This is a genomic window from Agrobacterium sp. 10MFCol1.1, assembly GCF_000381165.1.
Lineage (GTDB): Bacteria > Pseudomonadota > Alphaproteobacteria > Rhizobiales > Rhizobiaceae > Agrobacterium > Agrobacterium tumefaciens.
Map to the genome: position 1 here is coordinate 1 of NZ_KB906073.1, position 18,841 is coordinate 18,841.

General features: G+C 57.9%; 19 protein-coding genes. 6 read left to right on the forward strand and 13 right to left on the reverse strand.

Translation table 11 applies throughout. From position 1 onward, the window contains the following. A partial coding sequence (locus F617_RS26890) for a TOBE domain-containing protein (RefSeq protein ID WP_034501911.1) occupies nucleotides 1-273 on the forward strand: 273 nt, incomplete at its 5' end. Between the two features lie 10 nt (nucleotides 274-283). Here the strand turns inward: F617_RS26890 and F617_RS0104770 are convergent. The 9 genes from F617_RS0104770 to aztA form a co-directional block, all read right to left on the reverse strand. Continuing rightward, a complete protein-coding gene (locus F617_RS0104770) occupies nucleotides 284-1,360 on the reverse strand; it encodes an ABC transporter ATP-binding protein (RefSeq protein ID WP_003510617.1) in 1,077 nt (358 codons plus the stop codon). 4 nt (nucleotides 1,361-1,364) lie between these two features. Beyond that, on the reverse strand, nucleotides 1,365-2,195 hold the full coding sequence (locus F617_RS0104775) for a carbohydrate ABC transporter permease (protein ID WP_003510396.1): 831 nt from the start codon (nucleotides 2,193-2,195) through the stop codon (nucleotides 1,365-1,367). A 3-nt stretch (nucleotides 2,196-2,198) separates the two neighbouring features. Further along, the gene (locus F617_RS0104780; RefSeq protein WP_003510618.1) at nucleotides 2,199-3,143 is read right to left on the reverse strand and encodes a carbohydrate ABC transporter permease; all 945 of its coding nucleotides are present in this window, start codon (nucleotides 3,141-3,143) and stop codon (nucleotides 2,199-2,201) included. A 152-nt stretch (nucleotides 3,144-3,295) separates the two neighbouring features. Further along, nucleotides 3,296-4,555, reverse strand: coding sequence for a sugar ABC transporter substrate-binding protein (locus F617_RS0104785; RefSeq protein WP_019564577.1), 1,260 nt, complete (start codon nucleotides 4,553-4,555; stop codon nucleotides 3,296-3,298). A 37-nt stretch (nucleotides 4,556-4,592) separates the two neighbouring features. After that, nucleotides 4,593-5,765, reverse strand: a complete 1,173-nt coding sequence (locus tag F617_RS0104790) for a PLP-dependent transferase (protein WP_019564578.1) — start codon at nucleotides 5,763-5,765, stop codon at nucleotides 4,593-4,595. Further along, nucleotides 5,762-6,454: a FadR/GntR family transcriptional regulator gene (locus F617_RS0104795; protein ID WP_003510624.1), complete on the reverse strand. Its 693-nt coding sequence runs from the start codon at nucleotides 6,452-6,454 to the stop codon at nucleotides 5,762-5,764. The genes F617_RS0104790 and F617_RS0104795 overlap by 4 nt, the downstream gene beginning before the upstream one ends. A gap of 423 nt (nucleotides 6,455-6,877) precedes the next feature. Further along, nucleotides 6,878-7,861, reverse strand: a complete 984-nt coding sequence (gene aztC, locus F617_RS0104800; protein WP_019564579.1) for a zinc ABC transporter substrate-binding protein AztC — start codon at nucleotides 7,859-7,861, stop codon at nucleotides 6,878-6,880. A 30-nt stretch (nucleotides 7,862-7,891) separates the two neighbouring features. Then, nucleotides 7,892-8,758, reverse strand: a complete 867-nt coding sequence (gene aztB / locus F617_RS0104805) for a zinc ABC transporter permease AztB (protein ID WP_003510628.1) — start codon at nucleotides 8,756-8,758, stop codon at nucleotides 7,892-7,894. Continuing rightward, nucleotides 8,751-9,566 (reverse strand): zinc ABC transporter ATP-binding protein AztA, encoded by an 816-nt coding sequence (aztA, locus tag F617_RS0104810; protein WP_019564580.1) that lies wholly within the window; start codon nucleotides 9,564-9,566, stop codon nucleotides 8,751-8,753. Before aztA ends, aztB begins: the two co-directional genes overlap by 8 nt. A 357-nt stretch (nucleotides 9,567-9,923) precedes the next feature. Here aztA and zigA point away from each other — a divergent pair, with 357 nt between their 5' ends. Then, nucleotides 9,924-11,129 (forward strand): zinc metallochaperone GTPase ZigA, encoded by a 1,206-nt coding sequence (gene zigA, locus F617_RS0104815; RefSeq protein ID WP_019564581.1) that lies wholly within the window; start codon nucleotides 9,924-9,926, stop codon nucleotides 11,127-11,129. Nucleotides 11,130-11,212: 83 nt separating this feature from the next. On the opposite strand, the gene F617_RS0104820 is transcribed toward zigA, so the two are convergent. The 3 genes from F617_RS0104820 to F617_RS0104830 all read right to left on the reverse strand — a co-directional run bounded on the left by F617_RS0104820 (nucleotide 11,213) and on the right by F617_RS0104830 (nucleotide 13,126). Next, nucleotides 11,213-11,650, reverse strand: a complete 438-nt coding sequence (locus F617_RS0104820; protein ID WP_003510639.1) for a YqaA family protein — start codon at nucleotides 11,648-11,650, stop codon at nucleotides 11,213-11,215. 94 nt (nucleotides 11,651-11,744) lie between these two features. Further along, nucleotides 11,745-12,023: a hypothetical protein gene (locus F617_RS0104825; RefSeq protein WP_003510641.1), complete on the reverse strand. Its 279-nt coding sequence runs from the start codon at nucleotides 12,021-12,023 to the stop codon at nucleotides 11,745-11,747. Further along, on the reverse strand, nucleotides 12,020-13,126 hold the full coding sequence (locus tag F617_RS0104830; RefSeq protein ID WP_019564582.1) for a GTP-binding protein: 1,107 nt from the start codon (nucleotides 13,124-13,126) through the stop codon (nucleotides 12,020-12,022). Before F617_RS0104830 ends, F617_RS0104825 begins: the two co-directional genes overlap by 4 nt. 355 nt (nucleotides 13,127-13,481) lie before the next feature. On the opposite strand from F617_RS0104830, the gene ugpB reads away from it, so the two are divergent. The 4 genes from ugpB to F617_RS0104850 all read left to right on the forward strand — a co-directional run bounded on the left by ugpB (nucleotide 13,482) and on the right by F617_RS0104850 (nucleotide 17,662). Continuing rightward, nucleotides 13,482-14,792 (forward strand): sn-glycerol-3-phosphate ABC transporter substrate-binding protein UgpB, encoded by a 1,311-nt coding sequence (gene ugpB / locus F617_RS0104835; protein ID WP_025595901.1) that lies wholly within the window; start codon nucleotides 13,482-13,484, stop codon nucleotides 14,790-14,792. 68 nt (nucleotides 14,793-14,860) lie between these two features. After that, nucleotides 14,861-15,742: a sn-glycerol-3-phosphate ABC transporter permease UgpA gene (gene ugpA, locus F617_RS0104840; protein ID WP_003510646.1), complete on the forward strand. Its 882-nt coding sequence runs from the start codon at nucleotides 14,861-14,863 to the stop codon at nucleotides 15,740-15,742. Nucleotides 15,743-15,752: 10 nt separating this feature from the next. Next, complete coding sequence (gene ugpE, locus F617_RS0104845; protein ID WP_003510648.1) at nucleotides 15,753-16,601, forward strand: sn-glycerol-3-phosphate ABC transporter permease UgpE; 849 nt, start codon at nucleotides 15,753-15,755, stop codon at nucleotides 16,599-16,601. Next, nucleotides 16,601-17,662, forward strand: coding sequence for a sn-glycerol-3-phosphate import ATP-binding protein UgpC (locus F617_RS0104850; protein WP_013761452.1), 1,062 nt, complete (start codon nucleotides 16,601-16,603; stop codon nucleotides 17,660-17,662). The genes ugpE and F617_RS0104850 overlap by 1 nt, the downstream gene beginning before the upstream one ends. A gap of 48 nt (nucleotides 17,663-17,710) precedes the next feature. Here F617_RS0104850 and F617_RS0104855 read toward each other — a convergent pair whose 3' ends face one another. Next, nucleotides 17,711-18,817, reverse strand: a complete 1,107-nt coding sequence (locus tag F617_RS0104855) for an acyltransferase (protein WP_019564583.1) — start codon at nucleotides 18,815-18,817, stop codon at nucleotides 17,711-17,713. Nucleotides 18,818-18,841 lie beyond the last annotated feature (24 nt).

The following is an 18,841-nucleotide window of genomic DNA, read 5'->3' on the forward strand; positions in this document are numbered from 1 at the left end:
ACCGGCGATTACGCCCGGCAAAAGGGTGCGACCACCGCCGGCGTGCGGCCCGAGCACCTGACGCTGTCGAAAGAAACCGGCCTGTGGCAGGGCAAGGTCACGGTTGCCGAACATCTCGGCTCCGACACCTTCCTCCACCTCGACGTCCCCGGCATCGGCCCCATCACCGCCAGAACCGACGGTGAATTCGAATGCAAACACGGCGATACCGTCTTCATCACACCAGATGATGCCAAAATCCACAGGTTCGATGACAAGGGCATCGCGATATGACGCCTTAAGTTCAGGCCTCGTCGATCCTGACACCGTTTCGGTCAAAAACATGAAGCCGTTCCTGCGGGAAACCGACCCGCAGGGACTTGCCCGGCTGCAACAGCGCCCGATCAGACGAAAACAGCTTGAAGGGCAATCCATGCACGGTCAGGTGCAGGATGATGCCGAGACCCGTCGGCTCGACGAGATCGACGGTCGCCTCGACAGCACCATCCGCAGGCGAGACTGTGACATGTTCCGGCCGGATACCGAGTGTGACCGGCTCACCATCGGCAAGCTTCACGTCGCGGCCGAGTTCGAGGCGTGTGCCATCGCCGAGCACGACGAAACTACCGCCATTCTCCCGTCCGAGCCGTCCTTCCAGAAAATTCATGCCCGGCGAACCGATAAATCCAGCGACGAACAGATTGGCTGGGCGATCGTAAAGATCGAGCGGTGCGCCGATCTGCTGCACATGGCCGGCATTCATCGCGACGATCCGGGATGCGAGCGTCATCGCCTCGATCTGGTCATGGGTGACATAAACCGAGGTAGCGCCGAGATCAGCATGCATGCGCTTGATTTCGGCCCGCATCTGCTCGCGAAGCCGTGCATCGAGGTTGGAGAGTGGCTCATCGAACAGAAAAGCCTTAGGCTGGCGCACGATGGCCCGGCCCATGGCGACGCGCTGGCGCTGGCCGCCGGAAAGCGCCTTCGGACGGCGTGCCAAATAGGGATCGAGACCGAGTTTCGCCGAAGCACCGGCCACGGCCGCCGCGATTGTTTCCTTGGTGCTGCGGCGCAGGCGCAGGCTGTAGCTCATATTGTCGGCGACGCTCATATGCGGATAAAGCGCATAGGACTGGAACACCATGGCGATATCCCGGTCCTTCGGCTTGCGGTCGTTGACGCGCTCACCGTCGATGGTCAATTCGCCTGCTGAAATCTCCTCCAGACCGGCAATCATTCGCAGCAGTGTCGATTTTCCGCAGCCGGATGGGCCGACGAGGACGATGAATTCGCCGTCCTCGATCTTGAGATCGACCCCGTGCAGGACCGCGAGGTCGCCATAGGTCTTGCCGACATTCTTCAGCTCGATGGAAGCCATGGGATTATCCTTTCACCGCGCCGGCCGTCAGGCCCTGCACGAGATAACGTTGAATGAGCAGGAAGAAGAGACAGGCCGGAATGAGCGCCAGAACACCCGCCGCCATCATCTGCCCGAAATCGACGGAAAATTTTGAAACGAAGGTCAACAGCCCGACCGGGAATGTGGCGCTCTGGTTGCCCGAAATCAGCATCAGCGCAAACAGCAACTCGCTCCACGCGGCGGTGAAGACGAAGCCCAGCGTCGCAGCGATGCCCGGCAATGTCAGCGGCAGGATGATCTGGCGGAATGCCGTGAAGCGGCTTGCCCCGTCGATCATCGCCGCCTCTTCCAGATCCTTCGGAATACCGTCGAAGAATGACTGCATGAGGAAAGTGGCAAACGGCACGTTGAAGGCGGTGTAGACGATGACGAGACCCGTCAGGCTGTTGGTGAGGCCGAGCGGCGACAGCATCTTGAAGATCGGCGCGACCAGCATGACCAGCGGAAACATCTGGGTAATCAGCATCAGCGCCACGATCCAGTATTTGCCCTTGAAGCGGAACCGCGACAGCGCATAACCGGACAGTGACGAGAGTACCGTAACGGCAAGTGCCGTGGAGCCGGCAACGATGACGCTGTTCTTAAAAAATGTCGGGAAGGCACTGTTTTCTATGACATATCGATAATGATCCAGCGTCGCGTGCGACGGCCACATTCGCACGCCTTCGCTATAAAGCAGGTCATTCGGCGTGACCGAGACCTTGAGCAGCCAGAACAGCGGAAACAGCGCAAAGACGATATAGGCGAGGATCGCCAGGCGATGGGCAAGGGTGAGGAATATCCTTGATGTCATCGGTCAGTCCTTCTCGATAAGGCGTTGGCGCAGGAGCACGATGAGCATGGAATAGGCCAGAAGCAGCACCAGAAGTACCAGCGCGATGGCCGAGGCATAGCCGAAATCAAGCCGCCGGAAGGCCTGCGTGAAGATGTAGCTCGCAACGATCTGGGTGCGGTCTGCCGGTCCGCCATTGGTCATGACGATGATGAGATCGGCAAAATTGGCGATCCAGACGGTGCGCAGCAAAACGGTGATGGCGATGGTGGGTGCGAGAAATGGGAGGGTGATGGAGGTGAAGCGCTGCAACGGGTTTGCCCCATCGATGGAAGCGGCCTCGTAAAGATCACGCGGGATCGCCTGAAGTGCGGCAAGCAATGTGATGGCGAAGAAAGGAATGCCCCACCAGACATTGGCGATGATCGGCCCCCACATGGCAAGCTGCGGATCGGCAAGAATATTGTTGGGCGCGGAGAGAAGCCCGAGCGAGACCATCCAGTGCGGCAGCGGTCCTATGACCGGATTGAACAGCCACGCCCAGTTGAGACCGGCAAGAAAGGTTGGCACGGCCCATGGAAGAAACACCAGCGCCTGGGCCAGCCCCCTGCCCGCGAACGGCTTGTCCAGCAGCAGCGCCAGAATGAGACCGAAGAAAAACTGCAGGAATACCGAAGCCCCCGTCCACCACAGCGTATTTTTCAGCGCCCGGTAAAAGGCCGCATCCTGCGACAGTGCCTCCAGATGTTTCAAGCCAACGAAACCGCCGGAAAAAGGATTGAGCAGCTGCACGTCGCGAAACGCATAGGACAGGCCGAGCACCAGCGGCACCAGCATGACGGCAACAATGAGTACGAGAACCGGCGCACTATAGAGCCAGGGTTCGGCCCAGTCGGCAAAACGCTGCATTGCCGGCTTGCCGGCGCGGTTGCGCGCGGCCACGGGTCCGGCGCCATGGGCATAGGACATGATTGATCGCTCCTGATCGGACGGCGGGGCGGACAGGTTTTTCTAACGCTTCTGGCCAGCCGGTCCGCACGTTTTGAAATGGGGCCTGCCGTTGGTGACAGCCCGCAAGAACGGCCGCGCGGGTTCAAACCTCGCGCGGCCAACCGTGTGGTTTATTTGGAGGCGAGGAACTTCTGCTGCGCCTTCGTCATGTAGTCAGCCCATTGCTTGGCGAGGTCTTCCGGTGAGATATCACCAAGAAGCGCTTCCTGCGATGTCTTGATAACCAGTGAATCCTTGAAGAATGCGAATTCCTCAAGATAGGTCGGCATCTTCGTCGGCACGGCGTTCTTGTCCGCCAGTTCGTCGAACCAGCCCTTGAACTGCTCGCTGGCGTAGAAGGGGTCCTTCTCCGCCGACTTGTGCACCGGCAGCGCACCCGTCTTCTTGTTCCACTCGATATTGCCTTCCGGACCTTCCAGCGTCTCGACCAGTTTCCAGGAGAGGTCCTTATTGGCGGATGCCGACATGATCGACCAGCCGGCGAAACCGATGGTCGGGAAGGTCTTGCCGTCAGGTCCCTTCGGCATGGTCATGACGCCGAAATCTTCCGGCTTCATGCGCTGGGCAATGGCGATAAGGGCGTCCGGATCCTGATCGAGGAAAGCGCAGGTGCCGGAATAAAATCCCGCGACGATCTCGTTGAAGCCCCAGTTGACGCTGTCTTTCGGCGCCAACCCGTTCTTGTAGAGATCGATCACATAGGTCAGGCCTTTCACCCAGCCAGGGCTGTCAAAGGTGGAGGTGCCGTCCTTGGTGAAGAACTCGTTCGATCCCGCCATGGACGCGCCGAACATGACCCAGCCGTTAAGTCCGCCCGGCCCGCCACGCAGGCAATAACCGTATTTGCCGGGAAGTGCTGCAACCTTCTTGGAGGCATCGGCGAATTCGTCGAGCGTCTTCGGCGGCTCCTTCACTCCAGCCTGTTCCAGCAGTTTCTTGTTGTAGAACATGGCCCGGAGATAAAAGCCGTAGGGAAGCATATAGGCCGTGTTCTTCACATCACGGCCGAGTTCCAGCGTGCGTTCACTCAGACCCTTGGTGTATTCCCATTTGGCGAGGTAGGGTTCGAGACTTTCGAGCATGCCGTTATTGGCATAAAGCGAAAGCCAGGTGTCGGGCATTTCCATGACATCAGGCACATCGCCGGCGGAGACCATCGTGGCGAATTTCTGGAAGGCCTCGCTCCAGGGCAGCGAGATGATCTCCACCTTGGTGCCGGGATTGGCGCTTTCGAACTTCGAGACGATGCCCTTCAGCGTTTCCGTCCGTTCGGGACTTGTAATGACCTCGACCAGTTTCAAGGTCGTATCCGCCAGCGCCGTTCCGGTCATCAGGGCGGTAAAGATTGCTGCTGCTACCAGTTTTTTCATGTCGTTCTCCCCTTTTTGTCGTCAGTTTTAAGACGCGTCAGACGGACGAGGCCGCCTTGATCGCGGGTTCGAGATCGTTCCAGAGCGCTTCTGTGCCCTCCAGTCCGACATGCAGGCGCACGGAACGCGCGCTGATGCCGAACGTGTGGGCGGAGTTTGGCTGCGCCTTCTGTTCAAGCACCACTTCACCCGGGACGATCAGGCTTTCATGCCCACCCCAGGAAACACCCAGTTTGAAAAGTTTGAGGCGGTCGGCAAAAGCGCGCACATCCACCCCTTCCTTGAAAATGAAGGAAAACAGGCCAGACGTACCGTTGAGGCCGGGCGGCAGGCGGTTCGCCAATCCCGGATGGCAAACCTTTTCCACCACATCGAGCGCCTGCAGGCGGCTGGCAATATCCAGCGCCGATGCCTGATGCGCCTTCATGCGCAGCGGCAGGGTGCGCAAGCCGCGGATGAGCAACCACGCATCGAAGGGCGACATCTTGCCACCGAGATAAGGATAGGTCTCTGCACGAATGCGGTCGATCATTGCCTTTGAACCGGCAACCACGCCGGAGACCACATCGCTGTGCCCGCCGAGATATTTCGACGCCGAATGCACGACGAGATCGACACCGAGCGAGATCGGCTGCTGGAAGACAGGGCTTGCCCAGGAATTATCGATGACGGTGACGGCGCCATGGCGCTTGCCGATCGCGGCGAGCGCACCGACATCATGGGCCTCCATCACCCAGCTAGTCGGGCTTTCCATGTAGAAGAGTTTCGCGCCGGGCATAGCCTTTTCAACCGCCGCCTCGTCGCGGCCGTCGACATAGACCACCTCGACATTCATGCGCTTCATGAAGGTGCCAAACAGGCGAAACGCATCGGGATAGACATGGCGCACCGCGACGATGCGGTCACCCGGCGAAACGAAGGAGAGAACGGTGGAGGAAATGGCCGACATGCCGCTGGCGAAGCCAAGCGCATCTTCCGCGCCCTCAAGCTTTGCCAGCATTTCCTCAAACATCCTGACGGTCGGGTTGAGCCCTCGCGTATAGACCGGCCGCACCTTTTCGCCGCGATAGGTGGAAACCATTTCGTCGTAGCTGGAAAAGGTGAAAAGCGAAGTCTGCACAAGCGGCGGGACCACAGCTTCGAAAGCGTGGGTCTCGTCATGGGCGACGATCAGGGAGGCGGGATCGAAGAGATCGTTGCCTTGGTTCATTTCGACATGTCCTTGATATCCTCCTCGACGACAGCGAGGATTTTCAGTGTTTCTTCACGGGCGGTCTCCGCATCGCCGGCGGCGATGGCGTTGAACAGCGTGCGGTGAAAGGGGAAGGAGCGGCTTGCAAAGTCCGGCCGGTCGAAAGGCTTCAGCCAGAAACGTTCGAAACCTTCGCGCATCTGCTCGAGCAGCTGCTTGAACAGCGAATTATGCGTGGCGTCATAGATGGAGAGGTGGAAGGCAAGGTCGGCCTTGCCGGACGTGCCTTCAGCCAGATGCACCCGCTCCATCTCATCGAGCCGCGCTTCCATCGTGGCGATATCCTCCACCGTGCGCCGGCGCGCCGCAGCCATCGAGGCCTCAACCTCGATGCCACGCCGGACTTCCAACGTCATTAACAACGCATCGCGCAGGCTTTCGGCATCGATGGAGATAGGCATATGCACGGTTGCGGCGGAAATCGGCTTAAGCAGATAATTGCCGCTGCCCTTGCGGCTGTCGATAACGCCCAGCGCCTGAAACTTACGGATGACCTCGCGAATGGTGGAACGGCCGACACCCAGCGCCACCATCAGCTCTCGCTCGGCCGGCAACCGATCTCCAGCCTTCAGTCCCGCCCTCTCGACGTAATCGGAGAGTGCCGCCTCGACCTGGCGCACACGGTCGCTGGGTGGAATAGGCTGCATCAGTTCGCGGCTGGATCTATCCAAGACTTACCCTTTGAATTGGTCTGACATCTTACCATTTCAAACGGTCGGTCGATTGTCAACGGGGAACGCAAGCAGCCTAAACAGGGAGATCACATCCCTGTTGAACCGCGTATTCGGGAAAAAATAGAAGGAAATTAGAGATTTGGGCGTTGGTAACGCTGGAGAAGGCTTACCGGCTGGGCAAAATTTGCGAGACGGCACAATCGACCGTGGGGCCTAGGACAGAAGGAAAAAACTTCTCCTCCGTCGCGCTCGGGCCTATCGCGAGCATCTGCCAGCTATTGATTTTACGATACGTGACTGGATCCTCGGAACGGGCCCGAGGATGACATCGAGTGTTGGGATACGTTAGTCAGGTGTCTGAGGGTGGCTGGTGCCACCCTCGCCCGTTTTGTCTTCTTACTGGCTAAGCACGGCCGCCTTGATGGTATCGATGTTGTGGTTGACCATATCGATATAGGTTGCGGCCGGGCCGTCGGCTGTCGAGAGCGCGTCGGAATAAAGCGTTCCGCCAACTTTCAGGCCGGTTTCCTTGGCAATCTGGTCCATCAACCGCTTGTCGGTGATGTTTTCGACGAAGATCGCCGAAGCCTTGTCGTGCTTGATCTGATCCACCAGCTTGGCGACGTCGGCGGCAGACGCTTCGGAATCCGTCGAGATACCTTCCGGCGCCAGGAATTCGAGACCATAGGCATGCTCGAAATAACCGAAGGCATCATGTGAGGTGATGATGTTGCGTTTTTCCGGCGGAATGGCGGCGATCTCGGTCTTCACCTTCTCGTTCAAAGCCGCGAGCTTGGCGATATAGGCCTGTGAATTGGCGGTGTAAGTTGCGCAACCGGCCTTGTCGACCTCGCAAAATGCGCCGGCGATGTTCTTCACGTATATTTCCGCATTCTTGATTGACTGCCAGGCATGCGGATCGAATTCACCGTGATTGTGTCCCTTATGGTCATGCGCTTCCTCTGCCTTGTGGTCGTGACCCGCCTCTTCCTCGGCTTCCGGATGTGCGTGACCGGCTGGCTCGTCGGAAATCCTGAGGGGTTTCACGCCCTTGGTCAGCTCCACCACCGGCGCCTTTGTGCCGCTGGTATCGATCAGCCGCTTCAGGAAGCCTTCGAATGCAAGGCCGTTCACCAGCACAACATCCGCCTTGCTGACGGCAACGGCATCGGCCGGGCGCGGCTCGTAGACATGCGCGTCGCCGTCAGGTCCGACGATCGTGGTGATTTCGACGCGGTTGCCGCCGACATTCTTCGCGAAGTCGGCAATGATCGAGAAGCTGGCCACGACCTTGAGTTCAGCCGCAGAAGCCTGCGCCATCAGGACTGGGGAAAGGGAGAGAAGGCTTACGCAGGTAGCAAGACGTAGGGTTTGGAACATGAAGGGTTCTCCTTTTTTCAAACGCTGTTTTCAGGCCGTTCTGTGACGACCGGAACCGAGAAGATCGCGAAGCACACCGCGTGTGCCGACGACGATGGACAGGACATAGATGACGCCTGCGGACAGGATGATCGCCGGACCTGATGGCAGCGACGCGTGATAGGACAGAAGCAGGCCTGCAAAACACGAGACCATGCCGATGCCGATCGAGATGAAGCACATTGGCGCGACGCGATTGGACCAGAAGCGGCTGGCGGCAGCGGGCAGCATCATCAGGCCAACCGAAAGCAGGGTTCCGAGCGCCTGAAACCCGCCGACCAGATTGAGGACGACGATGGCGAGGAAGAGGAAGTGCACGGGGCTCCCCCAGTTGCTGACCGAGCGCAGAAACAGGGGATCGAGGCATTCCGCCAGCAGCGCGCGCCAGAAAACCATCATCACCGTCAGTGTGACGACACAGATACCGCCGATCAGGCCGAGCGCTTCATTGTTCAGTGCCAGCACCGTGCCGAAAAGCACATGCATGAGATCGACACTGGAGCCGCGCCAGGAGACGAGCAGCACGCCGAGCGCTAGAGAAATGAGGTAAAAGGCTGCAAGCGAGGCATCCTCCTTCTGGATGGTGAAGCGCGAAACCGCACCGGCACCCAATGCCACCAGAAGACCGACGACCAGCCCGCCGATGGTCATCGGCAAAATCTCCAACCCGTAAAACAGAAAGCCCACCGCCGCCCCCGGCAAAATGGCGTGCGACATGGCATCACCCGTCAGGCTCATGCGGCGCAGCATCAGAAACACCCCGACCGGCCCGCAACTGACAGCAAGGATCAAGGCACCGGCAAGCGCACGCTGCATGAAGACATACTGGATGAATGGCTCGATGAAGAAATCAGACATGGATATGCGAATGCGCCTGCGAGTGTTTGGGGAAATCCTGCGGCTTTTCCGCCAGGTCGGCGTTCACCGTCGCTGCTGCGGGTTCGCACCATGGGGCGTCGCCGTCCCATGCCTCGTGAAACCGTCGTGCCTGCTGCATCATTTCGGGCCTTAAAACCTCCCGTGTCGGGCCAAAGCCCACCAACCGTCTGGCAAGCAGAAGCGTTTGCGGAAAATGCTGACGCACCAGCTCGTAGTCATGAAGAACGGCCAGAACCGTGCGCCCCTCGGCAACCCATGCTTTGATCAGCACCATGAGATCGGCGACGGTGCGCTCATCGACAGCGTTGAAGGGCTCATCCAGCAAAATCAGCTGCGCATCCTGCAACATGGCGCGGGCAAAAAGGGCGCGCTGCATCTGGCCGCCGGAGAGTGAATCGATATTGCGTTTTTCAAAGCCAGAAAGTCCGACCGCTTCCAGCACATGAGCCATGGCCGCCCGGTCCGACTGGCGATGGCGAGCGAGCAGGCCGCGTTTGGGCCAGAGACCAAGCGCGACCAGATCGCGCACCTGTGCCGGAAAGGAACGGTCGAGTTCAGACTGCTGCGGTAGATAGGCGACGGAAACGCCTGGAGTAACCCGGCATTCACCGCCAAGTGGCTTCAAAATGCCGGCGATGCCCTTCATCAGCGTCGACTTTCCCGACCCATTGGCGCCGACCACCGCCGTGAGCGACCCTTTGGCAATATCGCCATCCAGATGATGCACCGCCGCGCGGCCGGCATATCCGAGTGTCAGATTTTGAAAGGCAAGGCACGGATCGTTCATCGATCCCTCCGGGGCATGATGTCATTTGATGACCCCTCATATGTAATGTTATTACATTCGTCAAACGAATATGTAATGAAATAACATTAACTATCGGAAAGGTAGGTTCCATCTCACATTGGACGAAACCTCCAGGATCACCTCGGGGGTATGGTCGTGCCAGGTTCTGGATTCCCGGGACAAGCCGAAGGAAGCATCCGGCAAGCAATTTTTCTAAAGCCAGTTGACACGCTGCGCTTATGTAATGTTATTACGTTACAAACAACAAGCGAGGTGACCACTAGCCCCGTCGTTCTCTACCGCAAGTCGTGACGACGATGACTCCCACGCTACCACCGCTAATAAAACGAGGCCCGCATGTCGAAAAAACTTCCTGTCACTGTCCTCTCCGGCTTTCTTGGTGCCGGAAAAACAACGCTTCTCAACCATATTCTCGCCAACCGCGACGGTCTGCGGGTCGCGTTGATCGTTAACGACATGAGCGAGATCAATATCGATGCGGCACTTGTGCGAGATGGCGGCGCCAATCTTTCGCGCACCGAGGAACAGCTTGTGGAAATGACCAATGGCTGCATCTGTTGCACGCTGCGCGACGACCTTCTGAATGAGGTACGCGCGCTCGCCGAGCAGGGCCGGTTTGATTATCTGCTGATCGAATCCACCGGCATCGCCGAGCCGCTGCCGGTGGCCGCCACTTTCGATTTTCGCGATGAAAACGGTCGCAGCCTTTCCGATGTCGCGCATCTGGACACGATGGTGACGGTGGTGGATGCCGCCAATCTTCTCAACGACTACGGTTCCTCTGACTTTCTTGCCGACCGTGGTGATACGGCAGGCGAAGGCGACAACCGAACCATCGTAGACCTCCTGGTCGAGCAGATCGAATTTGCCGATGTCGTCGTCCTCAACAAGATCGGCACTGCCACGCCGGATGAGCGGGACGCAGCCCGCAAGATCATCGTCGGGCTGAACCCGGATGCGAAACTCATCGAGGCCGATTTCGGCAAGGTGGAACTGAAGGAGGTGCTGGGCACCGGCCGCTTCGATTTCGCCAAGGCCGAAGAACACCCGCTGTGGTTCAAGGAGTTGCACGGTTTCAAGGACCACATTCCCGAGACCGAGGAATATGGCATCCGCTCCTTCGTTTACCGCGCCAGGAAGCCTTTCGATCCCGTGCTGTTCCAGCGTTTTATCGACCGCGCCTGGCCGGGTGTGGTGCGCGCCAAAGGCTTCTTCTGGCTGGCCACGCGGCCAGCTTATGTCGGCGAGATAAGCCAGGCCGGCGCACTGGTGCGCACCGGCAAGATGGGCCTTTGGTGGTCCGCCGTGCCGAGCGAGCAATGGCCGCGCGAGCAGCAGTTCCTCGACATGATGAAGCCCTATCTCGACCCGGTCTTTGGCGACCGCCGTCAGGAAATCGTCTTCATCGGTTCCGATCCCATGAGCGAAGCGCGCATCCGCGCGCAGCTCGATGCGTGCCTGATCGACACAGATGCCTTCACCCCGGACGCATGGCGACACCTGCCCGACCCCTTCGCCAGCTGGGACAGGCAGGCGGCTTGATTGGTTCTCAACTCCGACCTTTTTGACCAGCGCATGCCTCTTTCGCCTTCTCCCCGCCGGGGAGAAGGTATCGGCAATGCAATTCAAAGAAAATTCAGTGTCACCAGCGTCAGCACAAGATAACGCCCAACCTTGGCAATGGTAACAAGCAGAAGGAAAACCGGCAGCGGCTCCTTCATGATGCCGGCCGCAACCGTCAGCGGATCGCCGATCAGCGGCGCCCAGCTGAGCAGCAGCGACCACTTGCCGTAACGCCTGTACCAGTTCTGGGCACGTTGCAGCGCGGCTTCCCCCACAGGAAACCACCGCCGATGCCGGAAGCGTTCGATGCCACGGCCGAGCAGCCAGTTGGCGAGAGATCCGGCGACATTGCCGGCGCTGGCAACAGTAACCAGCAGCCAGACCGGCTGGGACTTCAAAAGGATCAGGCCGGCAAGTGCGGCCTCCGACTGCATGGGCAGGATGGTTGCCGCGACAAAAGCCGTCAGAAACAAACCCGCATATACCGCCAGATCGGCCATTCCGTACCCTTCACCTTTAGCGAATCCCGCTGCTCCTGAAGTGCCGGATGACGACACCTGTCGTCAAGCGCCATGGCGTTCGATACAGATGGCCTTACGGCGGATTGGCGGCGACGGCTCTGACGATATCATCACGCTCTATATCCAGCAGCGCCTGGTGAATTGAGAATTGCCGGGTTTTGCCGGATGCGGACAAAACGAGGATTACCGTTTCCTTCGGCGGGCAATCCGGCTGTACGCAGGCAGTCTCGTTGACGGAAACGATCTCGTCTTCGCGGAGGGCAAGCAGTTCCCGCGTCCAGTGTTTCACAAGACGGGCCTTAGAGACTATCGCAGAGCCGCTGCGCGCAAGCGGATTTGCTCTTGCCGTCATCGGGAAACCTTCCTTGCTGCCTGCGAGGCCAATGCCTCGAAAAGATCGCGGATCGGCTGCTGCGGCATATCCATGCCGATGAGGACAACACGGGTTGCACGGTTGCCATCCGGCCAGCTTTCCAGACGGCTCAGCGGATAAAGCCGGTGCTGTACGGCATGGGCGACCACTGGACGGTCCAGATCATCCGTCGCACCGAAAATTCCCTTGAGCCGCAGCAGACCGGAATGCACGTTGCTGGTTACGAGTTCGAGAAAGGTAACGATCGCCTGCGGATCGAAAGCGCCATCGAACGTCAAATCGAACGCCTCGACCCCCGCACCATGACGATTGATATCGTGCCCGTGCGCCGCATGCAGGCTCAGCCTGTCGGCGGCAAGCCAGCCCGTCACGTCTTCGGGCTTGTTACGCAACGAATAATCCGCCGGCGCAAACAGCGACATCAGATTGAAGTCGCGCGCGTTGCGGTCATGCAGACGCGCGGCAGGATTGAGATCGGAGAGGCTCTCACAGCCCATCTCCGCCCCGTCAGTGAGATCGGTTTTGGTTAAAACAATGTGATCGGCAAAAGCAAGCTGTTTCCAGCCCTCGATGAAACTGTCGAGCATCGCCTGGCCGGAGGTAATGTCGAAAACAGTAACGACACCGGAGAGATGAAAGTGGCGGGCGACGATATGGTCGCGCAGGCCGGCGGCAGGCGTACCGCCGGGAATCAGGCTGTTGATGATCGGCGCAGGATCGGCAAGGCCGGTGGTTTCAATGACGACACGAGATATTTCCGGCACCACCCCTTCCAGAAAGGCCTGATGCAACTCGTAAAGCGAGGTGCGGATATCGCTGGTGGCGGTGCAGCAGATGCAGCCGGTCGTGGTCCTGAAATAACGCTCCGAACCGGTGCGGACCAGGCCGTGATCGATCGGCACCGAACCGAATTCGTTGACGATGACGGCGGCACCACGCATTTCCGGTTCGCTCAAAAGCTCGTTCAGAAGCGTGGTCTTGCCCGCCCCCAGAAAGCCGGTAAGCAGTGTGACAGGCACCGTTCCGGTGGATGGGGTGACGGACGAGACGTCTTCTGGTGCAACCGCCTTCTTCCGCTTCATTCCGAACACATCCGCACCTTTAAGCAACAAATCTTGGAGAGACTTAATACGTAATGTAATAACATATCAATGCCCCTTGTTAGAAGTTCCCCTTGAACATGGCCTCGGCAGACCGCTTCCGGTATCCCGTCCCGAGCCTTGCCCGCAAGCACACGAAAAAACCAAAGCGGACCCAAAATGGAATAATAAAACCGTTTCGTTCACTTTCGTTTTTTTCGTTCCACCGTCTATTGCATTTTCATTAGAGTTCGCTTTAAATCAGGCCGCTAATACAGAAAAGCTCGCCCGCAGCTATATCGAGGAGGATAGGCTGCAATAAGGGGCTGTATCTTTTACTGTTTTTAAAATGGGAGGAATCGCCTTGAAAAAACTCAGCTACCGTCTTGCTGCGGCATCTGCGCTTTCGTTTTTTGTCACATCGAACGCATTCGCCGCGACGGAAATTCAGTGGTGGCATGCCATGACCGGCGCCAATAACGAGGTCGTGGACGCGCTCGCGAAAGAGTTCAACGATAGCCAGACAAACTACAAGATCATGCCCGTCTTCAAGGGCACCTATCCGGAAACCCTGAATGCAGGCATTGCGGCCTTCCGCGCCAAGCAGCCGCCGGCGATCATTCAGGTCTTCGACGCCGGTTCCGGCGTGATGATGGGTGCTGCCGGCGCAATCAAACCGGTGGCGGAAGTACTGAAGGAGGGCGGCTACACCTTCAACAAGGACGAATATCTGGCCGGCATCGTCGCCTATTATTCCAAGCCTGACGGCACCATGCTGTCCTTCCCCTATAATTCGTCCTCACCGATCCTGTATTACAACAAGGACACCTTCCAGAAGGCAGGCCTTGACCCGGCAAATCCGCCGAAGACCTGGCCGGAGGTTTTCGAAGCTGCCAAGAAGATCAAGACAAGCGGCGCTGCCCAATGCGGCTTCACCTCAACATGGTTGACCTGGATCCAGACCGAAAACTTTGCCGCATGGAACAACGTCTCCTATGGCAGCAATGAAAACGGGCTGGGCGGCACCGATGTGAAGCTTGCCGTCAACGCGCCGCTCTTCGTCGAACACTTCCAGGCCATTGCCGACCTTGCGAAAGACGGCACCTTCCGTTACGGCGGGCGCACTTCGGAAGCCAAGCAGCTGTTCATGTCCGGCGAATGCGGCATCCTTACCGAATCCTCCGGCGGCCTTGGCGATATCATCAAGACCGGCATGAATTACGGTATCGGCCAGCTTCCCTATTACGAGGGTCATGGTCCGCAGAACACCATTCCCGGCGGCGCGAGCCTCTGGGTCTTCGGCGGCAAGAGCGATGCCGAATACAAAGGTGTGGCCGAGTTCTTCCATTTCCTTTCCCAGACCAAGATCCAGTCTCGTCTGCATCAGGTCTCTGGATACATGCCGGTAACGATCGCGGCCTATGAGGAAACCAAGAAATCCGGCTTCTATGACAAGAATCCCGGCCGAGAAACGCCACTTCTGCAGATGATGGGCAAGCCTCCGACAGAAAACTCCAAGGGCGTGCGCCTCGTGAACCTGCCGCAGGTCCGCGACATCATGAACGAAGAGTTCGAGGCGATGCTGGCCGGCAAGCAGGACGCGAAATCCGCACTCGACAAGATTGTCACGCGCGGTGATGCGGCCATCAAGCAGGCAACCGGCAACTAAACGATCCCTGCCCCCGCCCGCATCCTTACCCGGTGCGGGCGGTATTCCCATTTCATCAGGAGATCGCCGTGCAAAGCGTCGTATTCCCCAACAAGATCCTGCCCTATCTGCTGGTCGCGCCACAGATCATCCTGACGGTGATCTTTTTCTTCTGGCCCGCAAGTCAGGCGCTCTACCAGTCGACCATGCGCGAGGATGCCTTCGGGCTGAACAGCAATTTCGTCGGGCTGGCCAATTTTTCCGCCGTACTTTCGGATGAAAGCTATCTGAACGCGCTGCATGTCACGGTCATTTTCAGCGTCCTGACCGCACTCGTCTCGATGGGGCTGGCATTACTTCTGGCGACGGCGGCAGACCGCGTGGTGCGCGGCAAGGGTTTTTACCGCACCATGATGATCATGCCCTATGCTGTGGCACCCGCCGTGGCTGGCATGCTGTGGCTGTTCATGTTCAATCCGGCCATGGGAACCTTCTCCTATATCCTGCGCCGCAACGGCATCATGTGGGACCCGCTGCTCAACGGCAATCAGGCCATGCTGCTCGTGGTCGCAGCCGCCGCATGGAAGCAGATCAGCTACAATTTCCTGTTTTTTGTCGCAGGCTTGCAGGCAATTCCGAAATCATTGCTGGAGGCGGCCTCCATTGACGGCGCACGCGGCTCGCGGCGCTTCTGGACCATCGTTTTCCCGCTGCTGGCGCCGACAACCTTCTTCCTGCTGGTCGTCAACACCGTCTATGCCTTCTTCGATACGTTCGGCATCATCCACGCAGTTACTGGCGGCGGCCCTGCCAAGGCGACAGAAACACTGGTCTACAAGGTCTACAATGATGGCTTCGTTAACCTGAACCTCGGCTCTTCCGCCGCGCAATCCGTCATCCTGATGGTGATCGTCATTGCGTTGACCGCCTTCCAGTTCCGCTTCGTCGAGAAGCGCGTGCACTACGGCTGAGGATTTCCTGATGATTGAAAATCGCCCGGTCGCCCGCGTGATCGCCCATTTGATGCTGGTTCTCGGCATCATCATCGTGGCCTTCCCGATCTACTACACCTTCATCGCGTCATCCATGACGTCGAATGACATCATTCGCCCACCGATGTCGCTGCTGCCCGGCGACCATCTTGGTGAAAACTATACAGATGCCATGGTCGGCGGCGTCGAAAGAGTGGTCGGCGTCAGCCTTGAACGGCTGCTGTTCAACAGCTTCGTGGTGGCGCTCGCCATTGCCATCGGCAAGATCGTCATTTCTTTCCTGTCGGCTTTCGCAATCGTGTTTTTCCGTTTTCCCTTCCGCATGGGCTTCTTCTGGATGATCTTCATCACGCTCATGCTGCCGGTCGAGGTGCGTATCCTGCCCACATACAAGGTCATCGTCGACCTCGGGCTTATCGATACCTATGCGGGACTGACGCTTCCGCTGATGGCGTCCGCGACGGCGACGTTCCTGTTCCGGCAGTTTTTCCTGACCATCCCCGGCGAAATGGTCGAGGCGGCTCGTATCGACAATGCAGGGCCGTTCCGCTTCATGCGCGATATTCTGCTGCCGCTGTCGAAAACCAATATCGCCGCTCTCTTCGTGATCCTGTTCATCTATGGCTGGACCCAGTATCTCTGGCCGCTGCTCGTGACCAACGACGCCAAGATGAACACGATCATCATCGGCCTCAAGCGCATGGTGGACTTCACCGACGCTTCGACGCCCTGGAATTATGTGATGGTGACGGCGATCCTCGCCATCATCCCCCCGATTATCGTTGTGGTGCTGATGCAGCGCTGGTTCGTCAAAGGTTTGGTGGAGACCGAGAAGTAATGGCAAAAATTGCGCTGAAAGACGTCCGCAAGGTTTACGGCGGCAATGTCGACGCCATCAAGGGCGTATCGATGGATATAGCCGATGGCGAGATGATCGTATTGGTCGGCCCCTCCGGCTGCGGAAAATCGACATTGCTGCGCATGATCGCCGGGCTGGAAAGCATATCGGGCGGTGAGATCGTCATCGGCGACCGCGTCGTCAACGATCTCGAACCGTCAGACCGTGATATTGCCATGGTGTTCCAGAACTATGCGCTATACCCGCATATGACAGTGCGGCAGAACCTCGCCTATGGCCTCAAGAACCGCAACACGCCGAAGGACGAGATCGACCGGCGTATCACCGAGGCAGCCAAGGCGCTGGAAATCGAACAATATCTGGAGCGCAGGCCGCGCCAGCTCTCGGGTGGCCAGCGCCAGCGCGTGGCAATGGGCCGTGCCATCGTGCGCAAGCCCGCCGCATTCCTGTTCGATGAGCCGCTGTCCAACCTCGATGCCAAGCTGCGCGTGCAGATGCGCGTCGAAATCCGCCGCCTGCAACGCTCTCTCGCCACCACCAGCGTCTACGTAACCCATGATCAGATGGAAGCCATGACGCTGGCCGACCGCCTCGTTGTGCTGAATGCCGGCCGCATCGAGCAGATCGGCACTCCGATCGAGCTTTACGAAAAACCGGCCACCACCTTCGTCGCCACCTTCATCGGTTCGCCCTCCATGAACCTCCTGCCCTACGGCACCCCATCGGCAAACGGCGCATCCGGGTGGTCGGTGAATGGATCAGGCGCGCTGCCGCAAACCACCGCAACACTGGGCATCCGTCCGGAAGACATCACGCTCGCGGAAACAGAAGCTCCCGATGCCGCTTTCACTGGCACCGTGCGGGTGGACGCCGTGGAACTGGTGGGCGCGGAAAGCTACGTGCACGGCTCCTTCACAGACGGCACCACCATCGTCTTCCGCGTTCCCGGCCGCTCGCAGCTTGGCATCGGCGAGAACCTGCGGATTGCCGCCCAGACGAAGGACTTCCATCTGTTCGATGCGGCGGGGAAGCGGATTTAGGGTCTGTGTGTCGGCATTGCCGTTACCTGCGGCAATGCCCGGCCTATTTTACGCCGATGAGACCACCTCATGAGCAGACTGGCGGGACGCCAACTTCTTTCCGAACTTCTGGGACGGCAATTCAATGAAGTTATAGCTCAAATAAGCCATGACCACCGTTAGAACCCAAGCCAATACGATCATGACATGAACCGGATAGGGAGCCAGTTGTCTGTACGGAAGAATGTATTCCACGACAGGCTGGGCTACGGGCCCAAGTAGATAGACAGAATAGCTTATCGCGCCAAGCCAGACAAATATCGGATGCGTGATACGAAGTTTTGTCGTGAACAGAGCAAAAAGTGCCATTCCTGAATAATAGGCGATGGTATAGCGATACCAAGTCTCACCAAAGCCCATATCAACATTATAGCTCAGAAAACTGACGAGCGGCACCGTAAAGACCACAAGAAGGGAAGTGAATATGATAAGCCGCCGCATATACACATCAGCCTGATCAACGGCTCCGTGACGCCACAACAAACCCCAAAACATCACAGTAAGCCCAAGCGGAATAGCGACCGGTAACTTGATGCCCAAAGCATAACGCGCAGCACCCATGGCAACCGCGCACAGCAGGAAGAACACCACCGCGCCGACCGCACCCTCCGGCTTATGGAGGAGTCTAACATAAAACAGCATTGCGCTGACGACATAAAAAACGATTTCTATCTGTAGCGTCCAGTAAACACCGAGAATATTTTGCTGTCCCAGAAATTGCTGCAGCATCGTTACATTGGCGAGGATTTGGGTGATCGTAAAAAGATCTCCTCGCACGAGTGGAATGATTGCCACGGCAAGGGCTATCGACACCCAATATGCGGGATAAAGCCTGAAAAATCGGGAAAATGCAAAGCTGCGCAAGGGCGCTTTGCTCGCCTTCAGAAGAGAAAATGGGATAACAAAACCGGAAACAGCGAAGAACATGACAACGGCAATTTTTCCGATATCAAAGTATTCACTAAAAATATTAAACAAAAAATACTCAACCTCATTATTTGTGTAGTTATTTTTGTAAGCTACTTCTGCAATGTGAAAATACACCACTGCCAAAGCCGCTATACCGCGAATAGAATCGACATATAGCCAACGACCAGGAACACGATCTTCGCTCATAAATACCTCATTTAGAAAATATAT